The sequence below is a fragment of the Nonomuraea diastatica genome (genome assembly GCF_004349015.1).
Classification (GTDB): domain Bacteria; phylum Actinomycetota; class Actinomycetes; order Streptosporangiales; family Streptosporangiaceae; genus Nonomuraea; species Nonomuraea diastatica.
In genome coordinates this window covers 1-23,215 of the sequence record NZ_SMKP01000134.1, presented here as the reverse complement: position 1 = coordinate 23,215, position 23,215 = coordinate 1, and the positions used below count along the sequence as shown (strand labels likewise).

Sequence of the window (23,215 nt, the reverse complement as noted above, 5' to 3'; positions counted from 1 at the left end):
GAGACACATCATGACCATCGCTACGGAGGACCTGCGGGTGCTGCGCACCCCGGAGGCGCGCTTCGAGAATCTGCCGGACTACCCGTTCGAGCCGCACTATGTCGCGGTCGACGGCGGGCGGCTGCGGGTGCATTACCTGGACGAGCAGCCCGAGGAGTCAGCGGCGTCGGGGGAGACCGTCTTGCTGCTGCACGGCAATCCCTCGTGGAGTTATCTGTACCGGCACGTCATCCCGCCGTTGGTGGAGGCCGGGCACCGATGCGTGGCCGTCGATCTGATCGGGTTCGGCAAGTCCGACAAGCTCGCCGACCGTTTCGCCTACACCTATGAGCGGCACCTCGGCTGGCTGCGCGAGGCTGTGTTCGACAGGCTGGACCTGCGCGAGGTGACCATGGTGTGCCACGACTGGGGCGGCGCGCTGGGCCTGCCCCTGCTGGCCGCACATCCCGCACGGTTCCGCCGGGTTGTGGCCACCAACACCGGATTGAGCACCGGGGACGAGGAGCTCGGCGCCGGATGGCCGCTCATGGCCGCCTGGTTGCAGTCCAGCCAGCGCACCTATCCGTTCGAGCCGTCCACGATCGTGGACGCCTTCACCGTCACCGGGCTCGACCAGGCGGTGCTGGCCGCCTACGACGCTCCCTTCCCTGACGAGCCCTATCTGACCGGCATCCGGCAGTTCCCACTGCTCATCCCCATCTCGCCGCAGGATGAGTACACACCGGCGTTGCGCGCGGCCTGGGCCGTGCTGGAGGGGCTCGAGCTGCCGTTCCTGTGCGCGTTCAGCGACCAGGACAACGTCACCCGCGGCGATCACAGCGCCTTGAGCGGGCGGATCCCGGGGGCCAAGGGCCGGGCCCATCCCACCATCACCGGCGCGGGCCACTTCCTCCAAGAGGACGCCGGAGCGGCACTCGCGACCGCCGTCGATGACTTCATTCGTTCGACCGTCAAGGAACACTCAGCATGACCATTCTCGTCACCGGAGCCACCGGAACCATCGGCCGGCAGGTCGTCCGCCACCTCATCGAACGCGGTCAACAGGTGCGCGCGCTGACCCGCGACCCCTCCCGCGCCGTCCTGCCAGAAGGCGTGGAGGTGGCCGCTGGCGACCTCACCGACGCCGCCAGCCTGGAGGCGGCCTTCGACGGCGTCTCCGCCGTCCACCTCATCAACTTCGGCGGCGACTACCAGCCCCTGACCAACGGGCGGCACATCGTCGACCTCGCCGAAAAGGCCGGGATCGGCAAGACCACCATCCTGGCCGGATGGCAGGAAGGCATGCTGGAGCCGGCCGTCAAGTCCAGCCGCTTGGAGTGGACCTTCCTGCAGCCGGTGCAGTTCATGGCCAACTTCCTCACCGACTGGGGCGAATCGCTGCGCACCACCGGCCGGGTGCGAGAGCCGTACGGTGATCGCAAGAGCCCGCCGATCGACGAGTACGACATCGGCGCCGTGGCCGCGACGGTGCTGACCCAGGATGGTCACGGTGGTGGGTCCTACCATCTCACCGGCCCCGAAGTGCTGAGCGCGCGTCAGATGGTGGCGATCATCGGCGAGGCGACCGGCCGCCACCTGCGTTTCGAGGAACTCACCCCCGACCAGGTGCGCCGGGAGTGGAGCGTGGCCGGCGGACGGCCACACCTGTACCTCTTTCGCGCGTTCAGCCAGGCGGCCGGATTCGGTGCCGCAGACCTGGTGGAAATCCTGCTGCAGATGTACGGCACGCCCAACGAGTACGGCACCACACTGACCGACCAGGTGGAACAGGTCACCGGCCGCCCGCCGCGCACGTTCGCCCAGTGGGCGGCCGAGCATGCCCGTCAGTTCCTGCCCCAGCCACCGGCCTGACCCGGCTCCGGCCTCACCCCACCACGTCCCGGCGCAGCCCACGCGCCTCGGCGCGCTCTCGCCGGGACGGGATGACAGAAAGGACAACGTGTGCCTTTGCCCAACGACCGCCGGTTCCGGTTCGGGGTGGTGCTGCACACTGCCGGGAGCCGGCGCGAATGGCGCGAGCAATGCCGCAAGGCCGAACAGATCGGGTTCGACACCATCTCCGCCATCGACCACCTCGGCAAACCCGCCCCCTTCCCCGCGCTCATGCTGGCCGCAGAGGCCACCCAGCGGGTGCGACTGGGCACGTACGTGCTCGACGCGACGTTCCACAGCCCGGCGCTGCTGGTGCGCGACGTCGCCACCACCGACCTGTTGACCGACGGCCGACTGGAACTCGGCCTGGCGGCCGGGAGGCCCTCGGCCTCCCCGGACAAGCTCCGCGAGGCCGGCATGCCGTACCCGACGCCCGCCGAACGCGCGGACGGCTTGGAACGCACCGTTGCCGCGCTGCGCCGGCTGTATGCCGACCCGCAAATCCGCCCCGGGCCCCCCGAACGGCCTTTGCCGCCACTACTTTTGGCGGGCCGCGGTGAGCGAGTGCTGCGGCTCGCCGCACGGGAGGCCGACATCATCGGCTTCAACGGTACGGTGGCCGGCCCGTCCGGGCGCGTAGGCCTGCCCGCCTTCGCCGGCACGGACGCCATCGCCCGGCGAGTGGCGTTCGCGCGCGCCGCGCTCGGCGACCGGATCACCCAGGTGGAGTTCAACCACGAGGCGCCCGCCGTCGTGGTCACCACCGCCAGACGACAAGCCCTGGACAGACTGCGGACCCTCGCTCCATCGCTGACCGCCGAAGAACGCGGCCACGTGCCCGGCTTCCTGGTCGGCACCCCTGCACAGATCGCCGAGCAGATCCGGCGCAATCGGGAGACGTTCGGATTCAGCTACATCACTGTTCTGGACGGCGGCCTCGACGCCATGGCCCCCGTCATCGAACTGCTCCGCTAACCGCACGTACCTTTTACACGAAAGCGAAACTCATGATCCTGATCACCGGAGCGACCGGAGCCATCGGGCGACTCGTCGTCGAACAACTCGCCGCCGAGGGCGCCCACGTCCGCGCCGTCAGCCGCTCTCCAGAGAAGGCCGCCCTGCCGGCCGACGTGGAGATCGTCCAGGGCGACCCGGCCCGGCCTGACACGATGGCCGCCCACTTCGACGGCGTCGAGGCCGTCTTCCTGCACTCGCGGACCTTCGGCGACTCCGCCGACCGGCTGCTCGCCCTGGCCGCCGAACGCGGCGCGGCCAAAGTGGTGGCCCTGTCGGCGATGAACATCGACGATCCGTTCGACCTGCAACCCTCCCGCTGGCGGGGCGACCGGAACAAAGAGGCCGAACAGGCCACGGCCGCCAGCGGCCTGGCCTGGACCAGCCTGCGGGTCAGCAGCTTCGCCGGCAACACCCTGCAGGCGTGGGGCGCCCAGATCCGCGCCGGGGACGTCGTCCGCTACGTGCACGCCGGATTCCGGGAGTCACCGCTCGACGAGCGGGACCTGGCCGAGGTCGCGGCCCGCGCGCTGCTCACCGACGAACTGGCGGGCCGCAGGCTGGAGCTCACCGGACCGCAGTCGCTGTCGCACCAGGAGATGGTGGCCGTGATCGCCTCGGTGATCGGCCGGCCTCTGCGCTTCGAGGAGCTCGCGCCGCAGGCCGTCGCACAACACCTGATCGACAACGGGCTTCCCGAAGCATGGGCGCGGGCCCTGATGGCCCGGTACGCCCACTACGCCGGCCAGGACCAGCATCCGGTGACCGGCGAGGTGGACAAGGTCCTCGGCCGCCCCGCACGCACCTACGCCGAATGGGTGGCCCACCACCTCGCCGCCTTCCGGAACGGATGAACCATCCGTGTCGGCTGCTTACGTCGTCACCGCTCTGGTGACCATCGCCTTCAACACCTTCTCCGGATTCGCGGCCATGACCCGGCTCGCGCCGATCATGCGAACCCTCGGCCCAGCACTCGCCCGGGCCGGCGTACCGGAGTCGTGGCTGGTCTGGCCGATCGGCGCGCTCAAGGCGCTGGGCGCGCTCGGGCTGGCGCTCGGGCTGCTCGGCGTGCCGCTCATCGGCACCGCCGCCGCGGCGGGCCTCATCCTGTACTTCGTCTGCGCGCTCTACACCCACCTGCGCGTCAGCGACTTCTCACCACAGTTCTACCTGGCGATCGTGTTCCTCGGCCTGGCGGTCGCCACCCTGTCGCTCGATCCCGCCCTGATGCTGGACACGACGCGCTGATCATCATCCGCACGGTCCCTTGAAGACGTCCGGCCCACAACTCCAAACCTCAAGGGAGTCGCACCGCCTGGGCCCGCCCCGGCATCGCCAAGGTGCCGGGCGCTCCAGGTCACCGTGGACCTCGCCGAACACCTCCGCGCGATCCTGGCCAAGCGCAGTGGAAGCATGTGATCTTGACCGCGGTCACTGTCCCTTGTTCCTACGGGGCCACTTTGCTGAGACAAACGCGAGCGCGGGACCATTTTAGTGAGACGACTCAACAGCCTGGCTAGACACTACGCGTGAACGCACCGCGTCAGTCCTCCAGCGCCTCCTCCTGTACGGCGAGTACTCCCCTCTCCGTGAACGCCACCCTCATGCGACGCCTGCCCGACAGCGAATGGGAGGAAGACCCGGAGTGGGCGGCCGAGATCCGCGCCTGGAACGAGTACGTCGCCAGGATCACCGAGCTGCACGACTCGGGCGACGTCCAGGCCGCCGTGGACCTACGCAACGGCCGGGAACGCTGGCTGGAGAACCGCCGCCAGGAACTGCTCGCGGCGGGTGAGGTCCGATGACGACCTTCAAGATCCAGCAGGAGGAGCAGGCCGACCGCTGGCTGCCCAAGCCCTACTTCGTGGACGAGTCCGGCGCGATCGGCCGCCAGGACGTCTGGAAGGGCAACCCGACCCAGGTCATCGGCTTCCAGAGCGATCTAGACATCATGTAGATCGACCTCCTCTGGGAGGACGCGATCCAGGACCCGGACCGGGCGTCGGGTATGTACCTCGTCACGTCCGACTCCGAGGGCAACTTCGACACGCACCTGGCCATCGTGGAGTCCGTGAAGGCCGTCACCCTCTCGGGCGGTGAGGGTCAGTGAAGCTGCCCGCCGACTGGGAGACCGAGTCCGGCTCCGGCTACTGGAGCCACCTCGCCCACCTGACCCACAAGCCGTGCGGTTTCCGCACCGGCATGGCGTTCGACCGCTACCGCGCTGGCGGCACGGGCTCCACGAGGCGCTGGTCTGCCGTTGGGGACAGGTGACCTGCTCCTTCGCCCAGTCCACCGTGAACGAGGCCCGGTCATAGCCGCTCTGGGCGCGAGCCTGAGCCGAGTGATCGAGCAAGACAGGCGTGACGAGGGTCAGGCCGTGGATTTCGCGCGCACCGACGATCAGTTCTGCCGCAGCGTAGCCGGAGTCGACGTAGTGCTCGCGCGGCAGCAGCCCACGCTGGTGCAGGTGCTGATGGACCTTCTCGGTCATCGCCACGTCGGGCACGGTGGCGTCGGTGGTCGCCACGTTCGTGATCAGATTCGGCGGCGTGACTGCTTCGCCGCGGCTGCCGTTCTCACGTTTCACGTCGTCGTCCACGGCGTCGTCCACGGCGTTCACGGGGTGGCAGGTTTCGCTGATGTGGAGCTTGTAGCCGTTCCAGAACATCGCATCGCCCTTGGCGTCCCAGCGGGTATCGGTGTCATACGGGGAGGTCAGACGCGATCTGCCCGGCGGCAGTCCCTTCCGCCGTCTTCGAGGGGCCGCCGCCGCTTGACCACCTCCCGCCCCTTCCGGTCGGTGACGCGCACATAGTTTTGGATCAACATGACCCGCAGCGCCTGCACCGCGGGCAGATTCCGTGACCACGCCGGGGAGAACGGCGCATAGACCGCTTCCACCAGCGCATAACCGTCGGCACCGTAAGCGCGCGCCAGCTCGGCACGCTGTGTCTCCGAGGCCGGCAGCCGCGCTTGCCGCCCGCCTCGATCAGGCCTTTGCCGGCGAGCTTGGCCAGCAGCAGGTCCAGAGCCTTCTCCTCCAGGCCGTGGGCGACCACCCGGGTCCGGAACTCACTCAGCACACTCGCGTCGAAACCCGGATCATCCAAGGCCAGCCCGAGCGCGTATTTCCAGCTCAAGTCCGCTCGCACCGTCTCAGCGGCCTGCCGGTCGGTCAGGTTCTCCACCCGCTGCAACACCGTGATCAACGCCAGCCGGCCCGGTGACCAGCCTGGCCTGCCCTCGCTCCCGAACGCTTCGGCGGACTCCGCGTCGGCGAACAGTCCGCCCGGCTCATCCCGGACCCGGACGGGCAGCGGCGGCTGCCGCTTGCCCCGATACATCGTCCGGATCGCTGCCGCGATCACTGGATCCGGTTCCGGCCAGGACCGGGGTTGCATCGACACCGACCACTCCATCCGCGACCGGGAGGAGGGGGAAACCCCGGCCGCGCACCGCATGATCCCGGACGTCAAAGACTCAGGTCACGGACCTACAGCCGCGTGTCGCGAGTTAACCAGCAGGATCCTTTCACCGCACAAAACCGGAACAAGGGCGGTAACCAAGCCCACTGAGGAACGCAGTGTTGGCGAGTGGACAAGTGCTGGTCCTTGCCAGTGGTCGATGATTCCGAATTAGCAAGTACCGATGAGCACGGAGCTGGAGATAAACCACGTGGGACCCAAGTCATAATTCGTTTCAGCCGGGACGCACTGGTAACTCGTGCTCACGCCCAGGGCGGTGGTGCGAATGTAGTCCTTGCTCGCATCGCAGTTCCGCCAGATGGCACGTCCGTTGACGTTGTCGTTGTATCCGCATTCGATGAGAAGCCTCGATGAACCGGCCTCGGCATACGCTGCGGCTCCGGCTGCCACGGTGACCGGAACCGCAGCTGCGGCGGTGATGGCGGCCGTGGCGATGGTTCTGGAGATCAGCTTTCGCATTGCCATGAGAGTCCCCTTCGTAGGTCGGGCGTTGAACAAACGTCCCGGTGCGAGAAAGCATGGGTCCATACATCGAGGGTGCAGGCCTTGTCGAGGGGCGAGCCACCGACTTAATGAAGGTCTGGCCACCTCCTGTATGCATTTAGGCATCTGGAAAGCAATTCTCGCCCAGTAAAACGAACGAAGCCAGGACATCGGCCGGACATTCACCGGACACGAGTTCGAAGGCTGCCACTTTCTGGCCCGGTGCGCACGACGGTGCCGGTACGACGCAGCCAGGTCGACGGCGATGGCGCCCGGCATGCATGGTCAAGAGCGCCGCCGCCCGTACCGGTGCCGGGTAGGCGCCGGAGTGGGCGCGCGCAATACCCGCTCATTGACCGCTACACAAGTGCCCATGGACTTCAGCCAGCAGATCATCGATGAGTTCCGTGCCAACCAGGGCCAGGTCGGCGGCCCATTCGAAGGAGTAAAGGCTGCTCCCACGGACCGTCGTCGGCGCGAAGACGGGCGCACGCCGTACGACGCTGCTCGGCTGAGCGCGGACGCTGAACGCCTCCCCGAGCCCGGCGGGCCGGGAGGCGTTGCCGCGCAACGAGACGGACGAGTTCATCCGGCACCCGCGTTCGCGGCTGCGGCCCGTCGCTCCTTGCGCGCGATTTGCTTACTTAAGCTATGGTTTGCTTATGCGAGCAAATGAGTCGCCGTCCGGCAAGCGTGACCGGACGTTCACGGAGAGCGCACGGCGGGCGCAGATCGTGGCCGCCGCGATCGAGACGATCGCCGAGCTTGGCTACGCCCGTGCCTCATTCGCTCAGATCGCCAAGCGCGCGGGCCTGTCCAGCACCGGCCTGATCTCCTACCACTTCGCGAGCAAGAGCGAGCTGGTCAAGCAGGCGGTGATCCAGATCTACGGCGAGATCACCACGTTCATGACCGAGCGGCTGGAAGGCCGGCCGACGGCGTCGGCGGCGCTGCGTGCGTACATCGAGGGGAACGTCGAGTTCTCCGGGGCGCATCCGGTCGAGATGAAGGCGTTGCTCGACATCTTCATCAACGGCGGCATCGATTATGACGAGCCCACGGAGCGCGCCACGCTGTCACCGCTGGAGCAGATCCTCCGCTGGGGCCAGGAGACCGGCGAGTTCCGCGACTTCGACGTCCAGGTGATGGCGACGAGCCTTCAGCGTTCCGTCGAGGGGCCGAACTTCCTGCTGGCCGGCGACTCGGCCCTGGATCTGCAGGCCTACGCCCGGGAACTGGTGGCGCTGTTCGAGCGGGCCACCCGCGCGGACACGTGACCGGGCACACACCACACCATCGATAGGGAGACATTCTTCATGAGAGCCGTGCACCGCCTGGTGTACCCCGCCGCGTTCCTGCTCACGCTGGGCGCGGCGGCCCCCACACAGACCACCGGCCCTCCCACTCCTGGGCCGAAGCCGAGCGCGTCGGTGTCGGCCCAGGCGACCGGCTCGCCGGTCGTGCGCCTGCAGTCCGGCCGCGTTCGCGGCGTCGACAAGGGCGCGGTCCGGACGTTCTCCGGCATCCGTTACGCGCAGCCGCCGGTCGGCCGCCTGCGCTGGGCCCTTCCCAAGCGCGTGCGGCCGTGGAGCGGCGTCGCCGACGCCACCAAGCCCGGCGCCGCGTGCCCCCAGGCCAAGATCCCCGGCGTGCCGCCGACCGACGAGGACTGCCTGTACGTCAACGTCACCATGCCGCGCCACTCCAGCGGCAAGCCGCTCCCGGTGATGGTCTGGATCCACGGCGGCGGGTTCACCAGCGGCGCCGGCAGCCAGTACGACGCCCAGCGCCTCGCCACCCAGGGCAACGTGATGGTCGTGACGGTGAACTACCGGCTCGGCGTGCTCGGCTACTTCGGGCACGAAGAGCTGACGGGCTCGGGCACGTTCGCACTGGCGGACCAGATCGCCGCGCTGCGCTGGACGCGCCGTAACGCGGCCGCGCTCGGCGGCGACCCGGGCAACGTCACCGTCTTCGGCCAGTCCGCCGGCGGCATGAGCACGTGCGGGCTGCTGACCACCCCCGCCTCGGCCGGCCTGTTCGACAAGGCGATCGTCTCCTCCGGCTCGTGCATGATCGACTGGGTGGAAGGAGGGCTCTTCCCCAGCTCTCCCGCGCACACCCCGTACACGACACTGGCGACGACGAAGAAGGACGGCGCCGCGCTCGCCAGGACCCTGAAGTGCGACAAGGGCTCGGCCCGCGAGACCCTCGACTGCCTGCGCGAGCGGCCCGTCGCCGACTTCCTGCCGCACATGACCAAGTTCAGCGACCACCTCACGTACGGCACGCCGCTGCTGCCCAAGAACCCGGCCGAGGCGCTGCGCAAGGGGACCTTCCACCGGGTGCCGGTGATCTCCGGCGGCACCCGAGACGAGATGCGCCCCTTCATCGGCGGCGCGGCCATGGCCGGCCAGAAGTTCACCGCCGAGCGCTACCCCGAACTGCTGCGCACGGCGTTCGGCGACAAGGCCGACGAGGTGCGGGCCCGCTACCCGCTCTCCGCGTACGACTCGCCGGCGATGGCCTGGGCGGCGGTGAACACCGACCGGTCCTGGGCTTGCCCCACCTTGGAGGCCGACCGGCTGCTCGCCCGCCACACCGACGTCTACGCCTACGAGTTCGGTGACCGCAACGCGCCGAACGTCAACGGCATCGAAGTCCCGGGGCTCCCCATGGGGGCGGCCCACGCCAGCGACCTGCCGTCCCTGTTCGACCTGAACGGCGTGAACGCCCTCCCGACCCCGCCGCAGCAGCGGCTCGGCGCGCAGATGGTCGACTACTGGACCACCTTCGCCCGCACCGGCGATCCCAATGGGAAGGGTTCGCCGCGCTGGTCCCGGTTCACCGGGCAGGGGCCGGTCCTCGGCCTGGTACCGGACGCCGTCCGGCCCGTCGGCTACGCCGCCGACCACCAGTGCTCCTTCTGGAACAAGCTCGGCTGACGCCGCCTCGCGCTCAGCCTGATCCGCCGCCGAGCCTGGCCGGCGGGTCGATCCCCGCCGTGAGCTGCGAAACCATGATGGACGTATGGCAGTCATCGACGTCGCCGGCCTCACCAAGAGGTACGGCGACCACACGGTTCTGAACGGCGTCTCCTTCTCCGTCGAGCAGGGCGAGATCTTCGGCCTGCTCGGCCCCAACGGCACCGGCAAGACCACCACCGTCGAGTGCGTGGAGGGTCTGCGGCGGCCCGACGGCGGCACGATCCGGGTGCTCGGGCTCGACCCGATCGGCGACGGCCGCGCGCTGCGCGAGCGCATCGGGGTGCAGCTCCAGCACACCCAGCTGCCCGAGAACATCAAGGTGTGGGAGGCGCTCGACCTGTACGCCTCCTTCTACGCCGAGCCGCGCGACTGGCGCGAACTGCTGGAGCAATGGGGGCTGGCCGGCAAGCGCGGCGCCCGCTTCGGCAAGCTGTCGGGCGGCCAGAAGCAGCGGCTGTTCATCGCCCTGGCCCTGGTGGGCAATCCGAAGGTGGCGTTCCTCGACGAGCTCACCAGCGGGCTCGACCCGCAGGCCAGGCGCGCCACCTGGGAGCTGATCAAGCAGGTCCGGGCCTCCGGCGTCACCGTGGTCCTGGTCAGCCACTTCATGGACGAGGTGGAGGAGCTGTGCGACCGCGTCGCGGTCTTCGACAGGGGCGGCATCGTCGCGACCGGCAGCCCGGCGGAGCTGATCGACGGGGTCGACGCCGAGCACCAGATGCGGTTCACGCTGATGGCCGGCGCCGCCGGCGACCCGATCGCCCTGCTGAGCGGCCTTCCCGGCGTCTCGGATGTGACCCGCGACGGCGACCGGGTGAGCGTGACGGGCCGGGGCGACTTCGCCACGGCCGTCACCTCGGCCCTGGCCCGCAACCTCATCCCCGTCGCCGACCTGCGCATCGACAAGCGCACGCTCGACGACGCGTTCGCCGCCCTGACCGGCCGCTCGTTCCGCCTCTGAGGGAGATCCCCCATGACCGTCATCACCAAGCTCACCACCGTCGAGCTCAAGCTGCTGGCCCGCGAGCCCGGCTCGATCTTCACCATCCTCGTCCCGCTGTTCATCCTCGTCGTCTTCGGCAGCTCGATCCCACCCGGCGACACGGTGCTCCTGCCGATGACGCTGGCGATCGGCGTCGGCCTCGTCGGCCTGTACCAGCTGCCGACCACCCTGGCCACCTACCGCGAACGGGGGATCCTGCGCCGGCTCTCCACCACCCCGGTCAGGCCGGGGAGCCTGCTGACGGTGCAGCTCATCCTGCAGTTCGTGCTGGCGCTGACCACCTGCGCGCTGCTGCTCGCCGTCGCGGGCACCGTCCTGGGCGCGCACGTGCCCTCCCAGGCGCTGCCCGTCGCCGCGGTGTTCCTGCTCGGCACGGCCGCGATGTTCGCCATCGGCCTGCTGATCGCGGCCGTGGCGGCGAACGGGCGCACCGCCAACGGGGTGGGCGTGCTGGTGTACTTCCCGCTGGCCTACCTCGCCGGGCTGATGCAGCCGGTGGACCAGATGCCGGATATCCTGGCCCGCGTCGGTGCGTTCACCCCTATGGGCGCTTTCCGGCAGGCTCTTCATGACGTCTGGACGGGGCTGTCACCGGGCCCGTTGCCGCTGGGCGTCATGGCCGCGTACGCGGTGATCGTCAGCCTCGCCGCGGCCAGGTTCTTCCGCTGGGAGTGAGCGATGACGACAGGGGACGTCCCCCGTCTGGACCGGTGGGAGCGGCTGCTGCAGCGCCTGCTCACCGCCGTCCCGTACGTCCTGCTGGCCGTCTCCATGGCGCTGTCGTCGCTGGCCGACGACCGGCCGGGGACGTACCATCTCGTCACGCTCGGCCTCTCCGCGCTCGCCGCGGCGTGGATCTGGCTCATGCCCGAGCGCCATCCGGTCGTGTATGTCACGGGCCTGGTGATCCTGATCGCGGTGCTCTGCTCGCGTGGATTGTGGTTCGCCAGTTTCTTCGCCTTCACCGGATACCTCCACTCCTGGCACCTGCTGAAGGGGAAGTGGAGATTCGCCGGGGTGACGGTCACGGCGGCCATCTCCATCACGGCCTACAGCGGAGGGCTGCCCGAGCCCACCCTGCCGGCGATCGCCACCCACGTGCTCTTCACCGCCGCGATCGTGGCCGTGGTCAGCCTGTTCAGCTTCGTCGGCGAGGTCACGGCCGAGCGCAGCGCCGAACGCAAGCGCATGGTGACACGGCTGGAGGAGACGATGCGGGAGAACGCCGGCCTGCACGCCCAGCTCCTCCTGCAGGCCCGCGAGGCCGGTGTGCTCGACGAGCGCCAGCGCATGGCCAGGGAGATCCACGACACGCTCGCCCAGGGCCTGACCGGCATCATCACCCAGCTCCAGGCGGCCGTCCAGACCGAGGCCGAGCCGCAGGCGTGGCGGCGGCACCTCGACCACGCGGTGGGGCTGGCCCGCGAGAGCCTGGCCGAGGCCCGCAGATCCGTGCACGCCGTCCAGCCGGGCCCGCTGGAGTCCGCCCCGCTGCCAGCGGCGCTCGCGGAGATCGCCGCCCGGTGGTCGGAGCTGAACGCCGTGCGCGTGGAGGTCTCCACGACCGGCACGACGCGTCCCCTGCATCCGGAGGTGGAGGCGACCCTGCTCCGCATCGCCCAGGAGGCGCTGGCCAACATCGCCAAGCACGCCGGGGCGTCGCGCACCGGGCTCACGCTGTCCTACATGGAGGACGTGGTCAGCCTCGACGTCCGCGACGACGGCGCGGGCTTCGACCCGGCGCGCGCGGTCGGCGGGGGCGGCTTCGGCCTGGCGTCGATGCGCGACCGGGTGACCCGCCTGGCGGGCTCCTTCGAGATCGAGTCCGAGCCCGGGGCCGGCACCGCCGTCTCCGCCGTCGTACCCGCCATCACCGCACTGACCACCACCCCCGAGGAGTCGCGGAGTGCCTGAGAGCCCCATCCGGCTGCTGATCGCCGACGACCACCCCATCGTCCGCGACGGCGTCCGCGGCATGTTCGCCGGCGATCCCGGTTTCGAGGTGGTCGCCGAGGCCGGCGACGGCGCCCAGGCCGTCGACCTGGCGCGCGCGCTCGACCCCGACGTGATCCTCATGGACCTGCGGATGCCCAGGATGGACGGGGTGACGGCCATCAGGGAGCTCGCCCGGCTGGGTCTCAAGGCGCGGGTGCTGGTGCTGACCACGTACGACACCGACAGCGACGTGCTGCCCGCGATCGAGGCGGGCGCGACCGGCTACCTCCTCAAAGACGCGCTGAGGGAGGAACTCGCGCGCGCGGTCGCGGCGGCGGCGCGCGGGGAGGCCGCGCTCTCCCCGTCGGTGGCCACCCGCCTGCTCGGCCAGGTCCGCGCCCCCGCCGATCCGCTGAGCGGGCGGGAGCTGGAGATCCTCGATTTGATCGCCCAGGGCACCACCAACCGCGAGGCGGCCGCCCGCCTGTTCATCAGCGAGGCCACGGTCAAGACGCACCTGCTGCACATCTACGCCAAGCTGGGCGTCAACGATCGGGCGGCGGCGGTGGCCGCCGCCTTCCAGCGTGGCCTCCTCCCCAGGGGATGACCCCCCGTCCGCCGACCGGCCGGCTCGTCGTCACGGAACGGGCCGTGCGCAAGCACGTCGGCACCATCTTCCTCGAACCCTGGTCACCACCGGCTCGAGGCATCGCCGCGTCCGCGCCGTGCTGACCTGTCTCGGCATCTGACGACGCCGGACGGGCTTACGGGTTACGGGGCTAAAAAATTGCAGTGGACTTAACTATTGCAGTAGATTCCAGCTCATGATGGAAGGGCTGCGGGAGCGAAAGAAGCGGCGGACCCGGCAGCACATCTCCGAGGTGGCCCTCGGCCTGTTCGTGGCGCGCGGCTTCGACGACGTGACGATCGCCGAGGTCGCGGCGGCCGCGGAGGTGTCGGTCAACACCGTCTACAACTACTTCGAGTCCAAGGAGGACCTGGTCCTGCCGCCGGACGAGGCGTCGCCGCAGCGGCTCGCCGACATCGTGCGGGCGCGCGGGCCGGGCGAGTCGGCGGCGGGGGCCGTGCTGGAGCGGCTGCGCCAGGAGGTGCGCGGGCGCGAGCGCCAGGTGGGCCTCAGCCCGGGTTTCGGGCGGGTCCTGGAGATGATGCTGGCCGCACCCACGCTGACCGCCCGGCTGGAGGGGCTGGGCCGCCGGATGACGGACACGCTGGCGGCCGAGCTGGCCGAGGAGACCGGCGCGGCCGCGGACGACCCGCTGCCGCGCGTGATGGCCTGGCACATCGGGTCGTTGCACGCGCTGGTCCTGGGCGACGTCGCCCGCCGCGCCACCGCGGGGGAGCGGCCGGAGGTGATCGCCGAGCGGGTGCTGGAGCTGCTCGACACCGTGGAGAGCATGCTCGGCGAGCGGGTTCTCACCTATGCCGTACGAGAGGGACGACCATGTTCAGGGTGACGATCAGGGGCAAGTTCGCGGGGTTGGACGACGCCGGCCGCGCCAGGGTGCTGGCGGCGAGCGGCACCGTCTTCACCGAGGCCGGCACGTTCACCCACGACCAGAGCGTCTCGGCGTTCACCTTCCGCTGCCAGGTGCCCGCCGGACCGGACGACGGCGAGGACGAGGCGGCTCTGGGTGCCATGGCCGCGCTGGAGGCGCACGGGCACCCGTACGAGATCCTGAAGATCGGGGTGACCGACATGCGCGACATCAGGATCCGGCGTGGCGGACGCCGGCCGGGGTCCACCGGGCCCGCGTGAGAGCGGGCCCGGCTCAGAACTGCGCACCCGGCTGAGGGCGGCCCGGCTCGGTGGCACGCCGGCTGGGCGCCGATCGTCGCAGGTTCTCCGTGTTCTTCACCATGTGACGTAGCACCTCGACGGTGTCGTCATACTGTTTCGCGCCCACCCCCTCGTTGATCTGGCGAGCCGCCCGCTCGACGATCCGGGCCAGGGTGGTGTGCGCGGCCTCGCCGGCGGGAGTGAGCCCGTACGGCTGCCGGCTGGTGATCCAGGCACGCCGTACCAGCTCGTCGAGCACCTCGTCCACGCCGACCGAACTTGCGGACCAGAACGGACGCAGCGTCTCCGCGATGGTGTCTTGTGCGGCGGGCGCCGCCCGGAGCAGGTTCATCGTCTGCCAATGGCGACGATGGAGGGCCTCCGCCGCCAGCACCCGGTTCAGGTGCTCCTCGATGAGCTGGTCGAGGAGTCTCAGCCAGTAGCCGATGGGCCGGTGCTGTTGCATAGCGTTCCTTTCGGCGGACCCGGCCGCCGGGCCACCAGGTCCTCTGTCGGATGGTCCGGTCGAGCAGCCGGGCGTGGGCCGCGCCGTGCCGGGGCGCGGCGGTCCTCGCCGAGGGGGTCATGGCCGCAGGACGGTCTTGCCGGTGGTGGCGCGGGACTGCAGGGCAAGGTGGGCCGCGGCGGCGGAGGCCAGGGCGTAACGCCGGCCGATGACGGGGGTGAGCCGGTCGCCGCTCAGTGCCTCCAGGGCGCGTTGCTCCAGCGTACGGGTGCCGCCGGGCCGCTGAAGGATGCGGGCGCCGACGGCGCAGGCGGCGCTGATGCCGCGGCTGAACAGGTCAGCGGCCGACAGTTCGGTCAGCGAGCCCGAGGCCGTGCCGAACATCACCAGGCGCCCGCCCACTCCGACCAGTTCCAGGGCGTGCCGGCCGATCTGTCCGCCGACGCCGTCCAGGGCCAGTGTCACCGGCCGGTCCGCGAGCGACTGGCGTACCTGGTCGGGCCAGTCGGGGCCGCTGTAGTCGATGGCGTGGTCGGCGCCCATCCGGCGGGCGAGCGCGGCCTTGCCGGGGCCGCCCGCGGCGCCGACGACCGTGGCTCCGGCGGCCCGCGCGGCCTGGACGAGCAAGGTGCCGATGCCCCCGGCGGCGGCGGTGACCAGGACGACGTCACCGGCGGTGGGGGCGGCGAGTTCGAGGATCGCCATGGTCGTGCGGCCGGTGCCGACCATGGCCACGGCCGAGTCGGCGTCGGCGTCGTCGGGGATGAGGTGGACGGCCGCCGACGGGGCGAGTGCGAGTTCGGCGTACCCGCCACTGGCCAGGCCGAGGTCCGTGACGACGCGCCGGCCGAGGAGGTGGTCACCGGCGTCCGCGCCCACCTCGTCGACGACGCCGGCGACCTCCCGGCCCGGCGTCATGGGCAGGCGGGGCGCGACGCGCGGCCCGCCGCCGCCCTGGCGGATGATCGTGTCGAGCAGGTGGACGCCGGCCGACTCGACCCGGATCCGCACCTCGCCGTCGGAGGGGTGCGGGTCGGGCACCTCCTCCAGCCGGAGTTCGTCGGGGCCGCCGAAGGCGTGCTGTCTGATCGCTCGCATGGTGCTCACCCCTCCGCGCACAGGCTGTGCCTGTCCCGCCAGGCGACGAGCGAAGCGGTGATGGCCTCGGGCTGGTCCTCGGGGGTGTGATGGCCGGCGGGCCCGTGTCTCTTCACCTCCAGGGCCGACATGTGCGCGGCGCACCAGTCGATGATCTGCGGGCTCATCATGGTGCTGGGGCCGGGGTCGAAGGTGAGCAGGAGCTTGGGCACCTCGGGGCTGGCGGCCAGCCACCGGCCGTAGGCGCGGACGGTGGCGACGACGTCGGCCGGCTCGCCGTCCAGCGGCATGGCGCGCGGCCATTGCAGCAGCGGCAGGCGGCTCTGCCGGGTCGGGTACGGCCGCCGATAGACGTCCAGGTCTTCCTCGCTGAGCCCGCGGGCGGCCGTGGCGGGCAACGCCTGCTCGATGAACACGTTCTGGTCCAGCACCAGGGACTCGCCCACGTCGGGCGCGCGCAGCGAGGTGAACAGCGGGCGCGCGCCGGCGGGGAGGTCGTCCCAGGCCATCGGCTTGACGATGGTCTCGGTGAACGCGATGCCGCGCACCCGTCCGGGATGGCGGGCCGCCCAGTCGAAGGCGAGGGCGCCGCCCCAGTCGTGGCCGACCAGTACGACCTGGTCGAGCCCCAGGGCGTCGAACCACGCGTCGAGATGGCGAGCGTGGTCGTGGAAGGTGTAGGCGAGGTCCGGCTTGCCGGAGTCGCCCATCCCGATGAGGTCGGGCGCCAGGCACCGGCCGGACTGGCCGACGACGGGCAGGATGTGCCGCCACAGGTACGACGATGTCGGGTTGCCGTGGAGGAAGATCATCGGCACGGCTCCGGTGCCGGTTTCGCGGTAGAAGATCGTGGAGTTCAGAACCTGTGCGGTGGGCATGGTGCGGCCTCTCTGCCGGCGGCATAATAGACAGGTACCTGACCAAAGCTACGAACTAGACAGGTGGCTGTCAATATGAACCCAGACTCGCCCGCCGAGAAGCGACTGCGCCTCTCGTTGCTGCTGCGCCTGCTCCACCGCGAATACGCCCTCGGCATCGAGGCGTCCCTGGCCGAGGCGGGCTTCGGCGACATCCGGCCGGGAGACGCGAAGGTGTTCCCGTTCGTCCCGCCGGAGGGCGTTCAGGTCCGCGACCTCGCCATCCGCGCCGGCGTCCGCAAGCAGACCATGGCGCAGTCGGTCGACCAGCTTGAGCGGGCCGGCTATCTGGAACGTGTCCCGAACCCCCGTGACGGCCGCTCCCGGCTGGTGGTGCTCACCGGGCGAGGGCGAGCGGTGCGGCCGGCGGCGGCCGGCGCGGGCGACGCGATCGAGCGGCGGTGGACCGAGCTGACCAGCCCCGAGGAATTCGGCGCCCTCCACGGCCTCCTGCACCGCCTGCTCGGCCGCATCGGCGAGGCGGACCCCGACGCGGCCGCCCGCCTGGCCTCGCTCGGCGACAGCGGCCTCGACTGACGCCACGCTCGTGTGACGTAAGTCACGTTGGCGGTCGTCCCGTCATCGCCGGGGCGTTCGTCGTGGGGGTGTAGCAACCACCACGGCAAGGAGATCCCATGGACGCCCGTTTCGACTACGCCGGCAACCCGGTCGGGGCCAAGGCCGCGAAGCATTTCGTCTCGGCGAGCAAGGTCGTGTCGGATTCGACGCTGCCGGCCACGACGCGGGAGCTGGTGATGCTCCGCGTCAGCCAGATCAACGGCTGCGCCGTCTGCATCGAGCAGCACACCAAGGTCGCCGCGCACGCGGGGGAGACCTCGGTGCGCCTCAACCTGGTCGCGGCCTGGCGGGAGGCGACCGTCTTCACCGACGCCGAGCGCGCCGCCCTGGAGCTGGCCGAGCAGGGCACCCGTACGGCCGACGCCGCCGGCGGCGTCACCGACGAGGCCTGGGCCAACGCCGCCAAGCACCACGACGAGGACCAGCTCGCCGCCCTGACCGCCCTCATCGCCGTCATGAACGCCTGGAACCGCATGAACGTCATCACCCGGCAACCCGCCACCGGCGACTTCGAGCCCGGCCAGTGGGGGTGACCCGGGACGTCTCCAGGCCCACCGCCACGATCGAGAAGGGAAGGCCCACCATGCCCGCGGACACCACGGCCGGGCAGGACGACCTCAAGTCGCGTCTGCCCGACCCCAGCCAGTTCGTCCCCGAGCTGTGGGACATCGGCGGAGGCATGACCAAGGCCCAGGAGAACGGCTCGATCTCGCCGGCCCTCATCGCCCTGGTGCAGTTGCGGCTCGGGCAGCACTTCGACAGCACTTACCACACCATCGGGCAGACCCGCATCCTGCGCGCGCTCGGTGAATCCGAGGAGCGCATCACGGCCGTGGCGACCTGGCGGGACACCCCTCGCTACTTCACCGAGGCCGAGCAGGTCGCGCTGGAACTCGTGGACGCCACCTTCACCCCGAACCCGGCCGGGGAGCGCGTCCCCGACGAGTTGTTCGCCAGGGCCTGCGCCCACTACGACGACCGGGCACTCGTGACGCTCTGCATGGCGCTCGGCCGGAGCTGCTTCTTCATCCCTCTCACTCTCATCGGCAAGCCGATCGCCGGCAGGCCCGCAGGGGAGAACTGGACGCGCTGACGCCCGGCAGCCGGCACTCCCACTCCTGGCCGGCCACCGTTCCGGAGGAGGTCAGGGTGCCGACGGCTCCCTCGGCCGCCTCTGCCCCCGCCCGTTCGACACGACAGCGCACCGGAAGGTGAGGCCGGTGCATCGCCTCACGTTCCGGGGACTGTGTCGTCGAACCGGCTGAAACGAACACATCATCCTGCGAACAGGAGACTCAGCGACATCATGACCACTTCATTGCCGGCGACACCGTTCACCGACCCGGCCCCCGCGCACTCCCTGGAGCGGGCGGCCAGCGCGCTGACGGCACACGGTTTCACCGTGGAAATCCTCGACGACGCCACCGCCGCGCGCACCCGCGTCAAAGACCTGATACCCGAGGGCGCCAGCGTGTTCACCGGGGCCAGCGAGACCCTGCGCCTGTCTGGCATCGATGAGGACATCAACGCCAGCGGGCGCTACCAGGCCATCAAGCCGCGAGTCCTGGCCATGGACCGCGCCACCCAGACGGACGAGATCCGGCGGCTGAGCGCCACCCCGGACGTCATCGTGGGCAGCGTGCACGCGGTCACCGAAACCGGCTCCCTCGTGATCGCCTCGGGCAGCGGAAGCCAGCTGCCCGGCTACGCCGGCGGCGCCGCCCGTGCGATCTGGATCGTCGGGGCGCAGAAGGTGGTACCCGACCTGGACACCGCGCTGCGGCGCGTCGAAGACCACTGCCTCCCGCTGGAGACCGCCCGCACCCAGAAGGTCCACGGGTGGCCCAGCACCGTCAACCGCCTCCTCATCCTCAACGCCGAATTCCGGCCCGAGCGCGGCACCGTCCTGCTGCTCCGGCAGGCCCTCGGATTCTGAACCACCCGGAGTCATCGGCCGGGACCGAGGTCAGCACGGCGCCGATGGCCGCGGGCGCGATCATGACGCGGCGCTTCGCGGCCGACCTCGGTTGGCGCCGCACGCTCCCGGCCGGCACGGCCGGACCGGGTGCGGCCGCCGCGGATCGCTAGGGACCCGCCGTAATGGTGATCTGGTCGGGCGCCGCGTCCAGCAGGATGAGGACCCCCGCTATCCCGACGATCCAGCGCAGTGTGGTGCGGGATCCGGAGTCGAGTTTGCCCTGCCACCGTTCGAACCGTTCACGCGTGCGCTCGCCGAGGGCGGCCCATGCGGCGAAGAGCAGGACGCCGGGGATCACCATGATGGTCACGTACGCGCCGAGGAGCGGCGACCATTGGACGGCGGGCAGGCCGGCGAGGGTCATGATGCCGATCGCGCCGAAGTACGGCACGGCGGTGGCGAACTCGAACAGCCAGGTCCCCAGCCCCAGCAGCACCATCGAGCGCATGGTCAAGGACCGTGCCTTGATGGATGCGCGTTCGGGGTCGCGGTCGGGGATCCCGATCACCGCGGGGCTCAGCGTGTCGAGCAGGGCCAGCCCCAGCACCGCCACGATCGTCTCGATCGGCAAACCTGTCTCCTGCGGGGATTCGACGACGCTATGATAGCACACCTGTGCCATTACAGTAGCACGGGTGTGTTAGAACGTGCGTACTAACATGGTGGACGTGCCACGACTCGTTGATCACGACCAGCGACGGGCCGAGCTCGGCGAGGCGGCCATCCGGATCATCCTGCGCGAGGGGCTGGCCGGTGTGACCGTCCGCGGCGTCGCCGCCGAAGCGGGCTGGTCCACCGGGTCCCTGCGGCACTACTTCAGCGATCAGCACGCGTTGCAGGCCTACGTCGTCCAGGCCACCACCGGCACCCTCCGCCGGCGGGTCATCCCACGCGTCCAGCGGCCCCGTACCGAAGGCTCGGTGGTCGAACAGGTCGCCACCATCGTGGAGGAGATGCTGCCGCTCGACGCCCAGCGCCGCGAGGAATACGCGTTGTGGTCGGCGATCGTGGAATGGGAGCGTCACCATCCTCAGGAAGGGGGCTCGGTGACGTGGAACGACCAACGGGCGCTGCACCGCCAGTGCGTCGCCGCCCTGCGCGGACACGAGCCGGTCCGCGAACCGGACCAGGCCACGGCCCCGCACCCCGACGCCCAGGTCGAGCTCTGGGCGGCTCTGCTGCACACGTTCGTCGACGGGCTCGCCGCCCAGATCGTGAACACCCCCGGCCAGGTGTCCGCCGGCACCGCCGGGCATCTGCTGCGTTCCCTGCTGCGAGCCGTGCCCCGGCCGGCTCAGCCCGCGCACCACCCGGAAAGGGAGAACGCGCCCCAGGACCGCTGATCCGCGTGGACCCAGACAGTTGTCTCGTATCCCGGTGGCAGATGATCGAGTCGAATGTTGTGGGATACCTCCATGAGTGAAGCGTGCCGTTCTGGTGTGAGATCGACCCCATGAAGGATGAAGGGAAGCAGCGCAGGTTCCCCACGGGCGACCTGGCGAGGGTGGCCGTGTTCGCCGCGCTGATCGCCGCGCTCGGCTTGCCGGGCGCGTTCAACGTCTTCGGCAACACGGTCCCGATCACCCTGCAGACCGCGGGCGTGATGTTGGCGGGCGCGATCCTCGGCTCCTGGCGGGCGGCGCTGGCCGTCGCCGTGCTGCTCGTGCTGGTCGCGGCGGGCCTGCCGCTGCTGGCGGGCGGGCGCGGCGGGCTGGGCGTGTTCACCGCGCCGTCGGCGGGATTCCTGCTGGGCTGGCTGCCCGGCGCGGCGGTCACCGGCTGGCTGGTCGAGCGGGCCGGCCGCCGGCCCGGCCTGGTCCAGCTGTTCGTGGCGAGCCTGGTGGGCGGCGTCGGCGTGGTCTACCTGGTCGGGGTTCCCGCGCAGGCGATGATCACCGGCGCGTCGCTGGGCACAGCGGCGCTGCTCACGCTCGGGTTCCTGCCCGGCGACGTGATCAAGGCGGTCGTGACGGCCTACGTCGCCAGGGGCGTGCAGGTGTCCTACCCCGACGCGGTGCCTGCCGTGCACCGCGAGCGGCTGCGCACCGGGGAGCGTTGACCCCGCGATGCCGGTAGCAGAACACGTGCTGCGGCACGCCGCCGAGCGGCCGGAGCGGCCGGCGGTGTGCGGCCAGGACGGCGAGCTCTCCTACGCCGAGCTCGCCGCGAACATCCAGGGCGCCGCCCGGCACCTGCGCGGCCAGGGAGTCGGCCCGGGCGCGCTGGTGGCGATCGGGCTGGCCGGTCCGGCCGCGCTGCTGACCGCCGTGCTCGCCGCCGACCTGGCCGGCGCCACGCCGCTGGTGGGCGACCCCGCCTGGGGGCGCGGACGCTGGGCGCGCGTCACCGGCGCGGTCACGCCTGACCTCCTGGTCGCCGAGCCGCTCCCGTGCGCACCCGGCCCGGCCGTAACCCCGGATTCGGCCCCTGCCGACCGGGCGTGGGCCTGCTTCAGCTCCGGCAGTACGGGCCGGCCGCGCGCCGTGGTACGCCGCCGCGCGTCGTGGACGGACTCGTTCGCGCACCTCGGCGACCTGGCCGGGATCGGCCCCGGCGACGTGGTCCTGGTGCCGGGGCCGCTGACCTCCAGCCTGTACGCCTTCGCCGCGGTGCACGCGCTGGCCGTCGGGGCGACCGCCGTCGTGCCGGGCCGCCGCCCCGGCACGGCACTGGCCGCCCGGGCGGCGTCGGCCACCGTCGTCCACCTGGTGCCGCACGTGCTGGGCGACGTCCTGCGGCGTCCGCGCCGTTCCGGGGCGCTGCGCACGGCCGTGGTCGGCGGCGCGGCCCTCGCCCCGGGGGCGCGCGCGGCCGCGGCCGAGGCCGGGGTGAACGTGGTGGCGTACTACGGCGCGACCGAGTTGTCGTTCGTGGCCGTCGACGCCGACGGAGGCGGGCTGCGCCCGTTCCCCGGCGTGGAGATCGAGGTCAGGGCCGAGCCGGGGGCGGCGCTGGGCGAGGTGTGGGTGCGCTCACCGTGGCTGGCCGACGGCTATCTGGGCGACGTGCCCGGCCCGTTGCGGCGCGACGCGGGCCGCTGGGCCAGCGTGGGCGACGTGGCGCGGCCCTACCGGGAGGGTGAGGTGCTGCGGCTGCGCGGCCGGGGTGGCGGCGCGATCCAGACCGGCGGCGCGACCGTCGTGGCCGAGGACGTCGAAGAGGTGCTCAGGACGGTGCCGGGTGTGGGCGACGTCGTGGTGGTCGGCTCGCCGCACCCGTCCCTGGGCTCGGTGGTCACGGCGATTCTCGAGGCGGAGGGCGCCTCGCCTCCGTCGCGGGCGCTGCTGGAGGCGATGGCCAGGGGCGGGCTGGACGCGGTGCAGCGGCCGCGCCGCTGGTACGCGGTGCCGAGCCTGCCGCGTACGCAGTCGGGCAAACCCGCCCGCGCCCTGGTGGCGGCCAGGCTGGCCGGTGGCGACCCCGACATCCGGCGGCTGGTCTGATGGCCGTCGTGGTGGCGGCCCGGCGCACGCCCATCGGCACGGCCGGGCACGCGTACAAGGAGCTGACCGTCGACCGGCTGGCCGCCCCCGTGATCGCCGCAGTGGTGAATGACGTGACGGCTGACGTGACGGGCGACAGGGCGGGCGGCAG

30 protein-coding genes are annotated in these 23,215 nt (G+C 71.0%); 24 read left to right on the top strand and 6 right to left on the bottom strand.

What is annotated here, in order from left to right; genetic code table 11:
- The first annotated feature begins 10 nt into the window (after positions 1 to 10).
- The 9 genes from E1294_RS35860 to E1294_RS54915 all read left to right on the top strand — a co-directional run bounded on the left by E1294_RS35860 (position 11) and on the right by E1294_RS54915 (position 5,704).
- Positions 11 to 970, top strand: a complete 960-nt coding sequence (locus tag E1294_RS35860; RefSeq protein ID WP_246083533.1) for a haloalkane dehalogenase — start codon at positions 11 to 13, stop codon at positions 968 to 970.
- The gene (locus tag E1294_RS35855; RefSeq protein ID WP_132515422.1) at positions 967 to 1,851 is read left to right on the top strand and encodes an SDR family oxidoreductase; all 885 of its coding nucleotides are present in this window, start codon (positions 967 to 969) and stop codon (positions 1,849 to 1,851) included. The genes E1294_RS35860 and E1294_RS35855 overlap by 4 nt, the downstream gene beginning before the upstream one ends.
- Positions 1,852 to 1,941: 90 nt before the next feature.
- Positions 1,942 to 2,847: a TIGR03621 family F420-dependent LLM class oxidoreductase gene (locus E1294_RS35850; RefSeq protein WP_246083532.1), complete on the top strand. Its 906-nt coding sequence runs from the start codon at positions 1,942 to 1,944 to the stop codon at positions 2,845 to 2,847.
- Positions 2,848 to 2,879: 32 nt separating this feature from the next.
- The gene (locus E1294_RS35845) at positions 2,880 to 3,740 is read left to right on the top strand and encodes an NAD(P)H-binding protein (protein ID WP_132515421.1); all 861 of its coding nucleotides are present in this window, start codon (positions 2,880 to 2,882) and stop codon (positions 3,738 to 3,740) included.
- Positions 3,741 to 3,747: 7 nt separating this feature from the next.
- Positions 3,748 to 4,134, top strand: coding sequence for a DoxX family protein (locus E1294_RS35840; protein ID WP_132515420.1), 387 nt, complete (start codon positions 3,748 to 3,750; stop codon positions 4,132 to 4,134).
- 341 nt (positions 4,135 to 4,475) lie between these two features.
- Positions 4,476 to 4,691, top strand: coding sequence for a hypothetical protein (locus E1294_RS35835; RefSeq protein WP_132515419.1), 216 nt, complete (start codon positions 4,476 to 4,478; stop codon positions 4,689 to 4,691).
- The gene (locus E1294_RS53245; protein ID WP_165977648.1) at positions 4,688 to 4,843 is read left to right on the top strand and encodes a hypothetical protein; all 156 of its coding nucleotides are present in this window, start codon (positions 4,688 to 4,690) and stop codon (positions 4,841 to 4,843) included. Before E1294_RS35835 ends, E1294_RS53245 begins: the two co-directional genes overlap by 4 nt.
- 149 nt (positions 4,844 to 4,992) lie before the next feature.
- Complete coding sequence (locus E1294_RS53240; RefSeq protein WP_165977647.1) at positions 4,993 to 5,160, top strand: hypothetical protein; 168 nt, start codon at positions 4,993 to 4,995, stop codon at positions 5,158 to 5,160.
- A gap of 70 nt (positions 5,161 to 5,230) precedes the next feature.
- Positions 5,231 to 5,704, top strand: a complete 474-nt coding sequence (locus E1294_RS54915) for a hypothetical protein (protein ID WP_132515418.1) — start codon at positions 5,231 to 5,233, stop codon at positions 5,702 to 5,704.
- A 7-nt stretch (positions 5,705 to 5,711) separates the two neighbouring features.
- Here the strand turns inward: E1294_RS54915 and E1294_RS57515 are convergent, their stop codons facing one another.
- Positions 5,712 to 6,257 (bottom strand): transposase, encoded by a 546-nt coding sequence (locus E1294_RS57515; RefSeq protein WP_165977646.1) that lies wholly within the window; start codon positions 6,255 to 6,257, stop codon positions 5,712 to 5,714.
- 267 nt (positions 6,258 to 6,524) lie between these two features.
- Positions 6,525 to 6,833 carry a hypothetical protein gene (locus tag E1294_RS35820; protein ID WP_132515416.1) on the bottom strand — a complete coding sequence of 103 codons (309 nt, stop codon included), beginning with the start codon at positions 6,831 to 6,833 and terminating at the stop codon, positions 6,525 to 6,527.
- A gap of 686 nt (positions 6,834 to 7,519) precedes the next feature.
- Here E1294_RS35820 and E1294_RS35810 point away from each other — a divergent pair.
- The 8 genes from E1294_RS35810 to E1294_RS35775 all read left to right on the top strand — a co-directional run bounded on the left by E1294_RS35810 (position 7,520) and on the right by E1294_RS35775 (position 14,562).
- Positions 7,520 to 8,134 (top strand): TetR/AcrR family transcriptional regulator, encoded by a 615-nt coding sequence (locus E1294_RS35810; protein WP_132515415.1) that lies wholly within the window; start codon positions 7,520 to 7,522, stop codon positions 8,132 to 8,134.
- Between the two features lie 39 nt (positions 8,135 to 8,173).
- The gene (locus tag E1294_RS35805; RefSeq protein WP_132515414.1) at positions 8,174 to 9,802 is read left to right on the top strand and encodes a carboxylesterase/lipase family protein; all 1,629 of its coding nucleotides are present in this window, start codon (positions 8,174 to 8,176) and stop codon (positions 9,800 to 9,802) included.
- An 85-nt stretch (positions 9,803 to 9,887) separates the two neighbouring features.
- Positions 9,888 to 10,805: an ABC transporter ATP-binding protein gene (locus E1294_RS35800; RefSeq protein WP_132515413.1), complete on the top strand. Its 918-nt coding sequence runs from the start codon at positions 9,888 to 9,890 to the stop codon at positions 10,803 to 10,805.
- Positions 10,806 to 10,817: 12 nt separating this feature from the next.
- Positions 10,818 to 11,522: an ABC transporter permease gene (locus tag E1294_RS35795; RefSeq protein ID WP_181958611.1), complete on the top strand. Its 705-nt coding sequence runs from the start codon at positions 10,818 to 10,820 to the stop codon at positions 11,520 to 11,522.
- 3 nt (positions 11,523 to 11,525) lie between these two features.
- Positions 11,526 to 12,761, top strand: coding sequence for a sensor histidine kinase (locus E1294_RS35790; protein WP_132515412.1), 1,236 nt, complete (start codon positions 11,526 to 11,528; stop codon positions 12,759 to 12,761).
- Positions 12,754 to 13,389, top strand: coding sequence for a response regulator transcription factor (locus E1294_RS35785; protein ID WP_132515411.1), 636 nt, complete (start codon positions 12,754 to 12,756; stop codon positions 13,387 to 13,389). Before E1294_RS35790 ends, E1294_RS35785 begins: the two co-directional genes overlap by 8 nt.
- Before the next feature lie 217 nt (positions 13,390 to 13,606).
- Positions 13,607 to 14,260: a TetR/AcrR family transcriptional regulator gene (locus tag E1294_RS35780; RefSeq protein ID WP_132515410.1), complete on the top strand. Its 654-nt coding sequence runs from the start codon at positions 13,607 to 13,609 to the stop codon at positions 14,258 to 14,260.
- On the top strand, positions 14,248 to 14,562 hold the full coding sequence (locus E1294_RS35775) for a DUF6204 family protein (RefSeq protein WP_132515409.1): 315 nt from the start codon (positions 14,248 to 14,250) through the stop codon (positions 14,560 to 14,562). Before E1294_RS35780 ends, E1294_RS35775 begins: the two co-directional genes overlap by 13 nt.
- Before the next feature lie 13 nt (positions 14,563 to 14,575).
- Here E1294_RS35775 and E1294_RS35770 read toward each other — a convergent pair whose 3' ends face one another.
- The 3 genes from E1294_RS35770 to E1294_RS35760 all read right to left on the bottom strand — a co-directional run bounded on the left by E1294_RS35770 (position 14,576) and on the right by E1294_RS35760 (position 17,025).
- The gene (locus E1294_RS35770) at positions 14,576 to 15,049 is read right to left on the bottom strand and encodes a MarR family transcriptional regulator (RefSeq protein WP_132515408.1); all 474 of its coding nucleotides are present in this window, start codon (positions 15,047 to 15,049) and stop codon (positions 14,576 to 14,578) included.
- A gap of 117 nt (positions 15,050 to 15,166) precedes the next feature.
- Positions 15,167 to 16,147: a zinc-binding dehydrogenase gene (locus tag E1294_RS57510; protein ID WP_132515407.1), complete on the bottom strand. Its 981-nt coding sequence runs from the start codon at positions 16,145 to 16,147 to the stop codon at positions 15,167 to 15,169.
- A gap of 5 nt (positions 16,148 to 16,152) precedes the next feature.
- Positions 16,153 to 17,025, bottom strand: coding sequence for a haloalkane dehalogenase (locus E1294_RS35760; RefSeq protein WP_132515406.1), 873 nt, complete (start codon positions 17,023 to 17,025; stop codon positions 16,153 to 16,155).
- A 75-nt stretch (positions 17,026 to 17,100) separates the two neighbouring features.
- On the opposite strand from E1294_RS35760, the gene E1294_RS35755 reads away from it, so the two are divergent.
- From E1294_RS35755 to E1294_RS35740, 4 genes are all read left to right on the top strand, one after another.
- A complete protein-coding gene (locus E1294_RS35755; protein WP_132515405.1) occupies positions 17,101 to 17,601 on the top strand; it encodes a MarR family winged helix-turn-helix transcriptional regulator in 501 nt (166 codons plus the stop codon).
- Between the two features lie 98 nt (positions 17,602 to 17,699).
- A complete protein-coding gene (locus tag E1294_RS35750) occupies positions 17,700 to 18,176 on the top strand; it encodes a carboxymuconolactone decarboxylase family protein (protein ID WP_132515404.1) in 477 nt (158 codons plus the stop codon).
- 50 nt (positions 18,177 to 18,226) lie between these two features.
- Positions 18,227 to 18,736 carry a carboxymuconolactone decarboxylase family protein gene (locus tag E1294_RS35745; RefSeq protein ID WP_132515403.1) on the top strand — a complete coding sequence of 170 codons (510 nt, stop codon included), beginning with the start codon at positions 18,227 to 18,229 and terminating at the stop codon, positions 18,734 to 18,736.
- A gap of 213 nt (positions 18,737 to 18,949) precedes the next feature.
- Positions 18,950 to 19,579: an LUD domain-containing protein gene (locus E1294_RS35740; RefSeq protein ID WP_132515402.1), complete on the top strand. Its 630-nt coding sequence runs from the start codon at positions 18,950 to 18,952 to the stop codon at positions 19,577 to 19,579.
- A gap of 148 nt (positions 19,580 to 19,727) precedes the next feature.
- On the opposite strand, the gene E1294_RS35735 is transcribed toward E1294_RS35740, so the two are convergent.
- The gene (locus E1294_RS35735) at positions 19,728 to 20,192 is read right to left on the bottom strand and encodes a GAP family protein (protein ID WP_246083531.1); all 465 of its coding nucleotides are present in this window, start codon (positions 20,190 to 20,192) and stop codon (positions 19,728 to 19,730) included.
- A 97-nt stretch (positions 20,193 to 20,289) separates the two neighbouring features.
- Here E1294_RS35735 and E1294_RS35730 point away from each other — a divergent pair, with 97 nt between their 5' ends.
- The 3 genes from E1294_RS35730 to E1294_RS35720 all read left to right on the top strand — a co-directional run bounded on the left by E1294_RS35730 (position 20,290) and on the right by E1294_RS35720 (position 23,064).
- Positions 20,290 to 20,964: a TetR/AcrR family transcriptional regulator gene (locus E1294_RS35730; RefSeq protein WP_165977645.1), complete on the top strand. Its 675-nt coding sequence runs from the start codon at positions 20,290 to 20,292 to the stop codon at positions 20,962 to 20,964.
- Positions 20,965 to 21,074: 110 nt separating this feature from the next.
- A complete protein-coding gene (locus E1294_RS35725) occupies positions 21,075 to 21,680 on the top strand; it encodes a biotin transporter BioY (RefSeq protein ID WP_132515399.1) in 606 nt (201 codons plus the stop codon).
- Between the two features lie 7 nt (positions 21,681 to 21,687).
- The gene (locus tag E1294_RS35720) at positions 21,688 to 23,064 is read left to right on the top strand and encodes an AMP-binding protein (RefSeq protein ID WP_132515398.1); all 1,377 of its coding nucleotides are present in this window, start codon (positions 21,688 to 21,690) and stop codon (positions 23,062 to 23,064) included.
- Positions 23,065 to 23,215 lie beyond the last annotated feature (151 nt).

What these genes read in the sequence shown, in the direction of transcription:
- E1294_RS35860 (WP_246083533.1), top strand. Translation starts at nt 11, where the DNA reads ATGACCATCGCTACGGAGGACCTGCGGGTGCTGCGCACCCCGGAGGCG.
- E1294_RS35855 (WP_132515422.1), top strand. Translation starts at nt 967, where the DNA reads ATGACCATTCTCGTCACCGGAGCCACCGGAACCATCGGCCGGCAGGTC.
- E1294_RS35845 (WP_132515421.1), top strand. Translation starts at nt 2,880, where the DNA reads ATGATCCTGATCACCGGAGCGACCGGAGCCATCGGGCGACTCGTCGTC.
- E1294_RS53245 (WP_165977648.1), top strand. Translation starts at nt 4,688, where the DNA reads ATGACGACCTTCAAGATCCAGCAGGAGGAGCAGGCCGACCGCTGGCTG.
- E1294_RS35820 (WP_132515416.1), bottom strand. Translation starts at nt 6,833, where the DNA reads ATGCGAAAGCTGATCTCCAGAACCATCGCCACGGCCGCCATCACCGCC.
- E1294_RS35810 (WP_132515415.1), top strand. Translation starts at nt 7,520, where the DNA reads ATGCGAGCAAATGAGTCGCCGTCCGGCAAGCGTGACCGGACGTTCACG.
- E1294_RS35805 (WP_132515414.1), top strand. Translation starts at nt 8,174, where the DNA reads ATGAGAGCCGTGCACCGCCTGGTGTACCCCGCCGCGTTCCTGCTCACG.
- E1294_RS35800 (WP_132515413.1), top strand. Translation starts at nt 9,888, where the DNA reads ATGGCAGTCATCGACGTCGCCGGCCTCACCAAGAGGTACGGCGACCAC.
- E1294_RS35795 (WP_181958611.1), top strand. Translation starts at nt 10,818, where the DNA reads ATGACCGTCATCACCAAGCTCACCACCGTCGAGCTCAAGCTGCTGGCC.
- E1294_RS35790 (WP_132515412.1), top strand. Translation starts at nt 11,526, where the DNA reads ATGACGACAGGGGACGTCCCCCGTCTGGACCGGTGGGAGCGGCTGCTG.
- E1294_RS35780 (WP_132515410.1), top strand. Translation starts at nt 13,607, where the DNA reads ATGATGGAAGGGCTGCGGGAGCGAAAGAAGCGGCGGACCCGGCAGCAC.
- E1294_RS35775 (WP_132515409.1), top strand. Translation starts at nt 14,248, where the DNA reads ATGTTCAGGGTGACGATCAGGGGCAAGTTCGCGGGGTTGGACGACGCC.
- E1294_RS35770 (WP_132515408.1), bottom strand. Translation starts at nt 15,049, where the DNA reads ATGCAACAGCACCGGCCCATCGGCTACTGGCTGAGACTCCTCGACCAG.
- E1294_RS57510 (WP_132515407.1), bottom strand. Translation starts at nt 16,147, where the DNA reads ATGCGAGCGATCAGACAGCACGCCTTCGGCGGCCCCGACGAACTCCGG.
- E1294_RS35760 (WP_132515406.1), bottom strand. Translation starts at nt 17,025, where the DNA reads ATGCCCACCGCACAGGTTCTGAACTCCACGATCTTCTACCGCGAAACC.
- E1294_RS35755 (WP_132515405.1), top strand. Translation starts at nt 17,101, where the DNA reads ATGAACCCAGACTCGCCCGCCGAGAAGCGACTGCGCCTCTCGTTGCTG.
- E1294_RS35750 (WP_132515404.1), top strand. Translation starts at nt 17,700, where the DNA reads ATGGACGCCCGTTTCGACTACGCCGGCAACCCGGTCGGGGCCAAGGCC.
- E1294_RS35745 (WP_132515403.1), top strand. Translation starts at nt 18,227, where the DNA reads ATGCCCGCGGACACCACGGCCGGGCAGGACGACCTCAAGTCGCGTCTG.
- E1294_RS35740 (WP_132515402.1), top strand. Translation starts at nt 18,950, where the DNA reads ATGACCACTTCATTGCCGGCGACACCGTTCACCGACCCGGCCCCCGCG.
- E1294_RS35725 (WP_132515399.1), top strand. Translation starts at nt 21,075, where the DNA reads ATGAAGGATGAAGGGAAGCAGCGCAGGTTCCCCACGGGCGACCTGGCG.
- E1294_RS35720 (WP_132515398.1), top strand. Translation starts at nt 21,688, where the DNA reads ATGCCGGTAGCAGAACACGTGCTGCGGCACGCCGCCGAGCGGCCGGAG.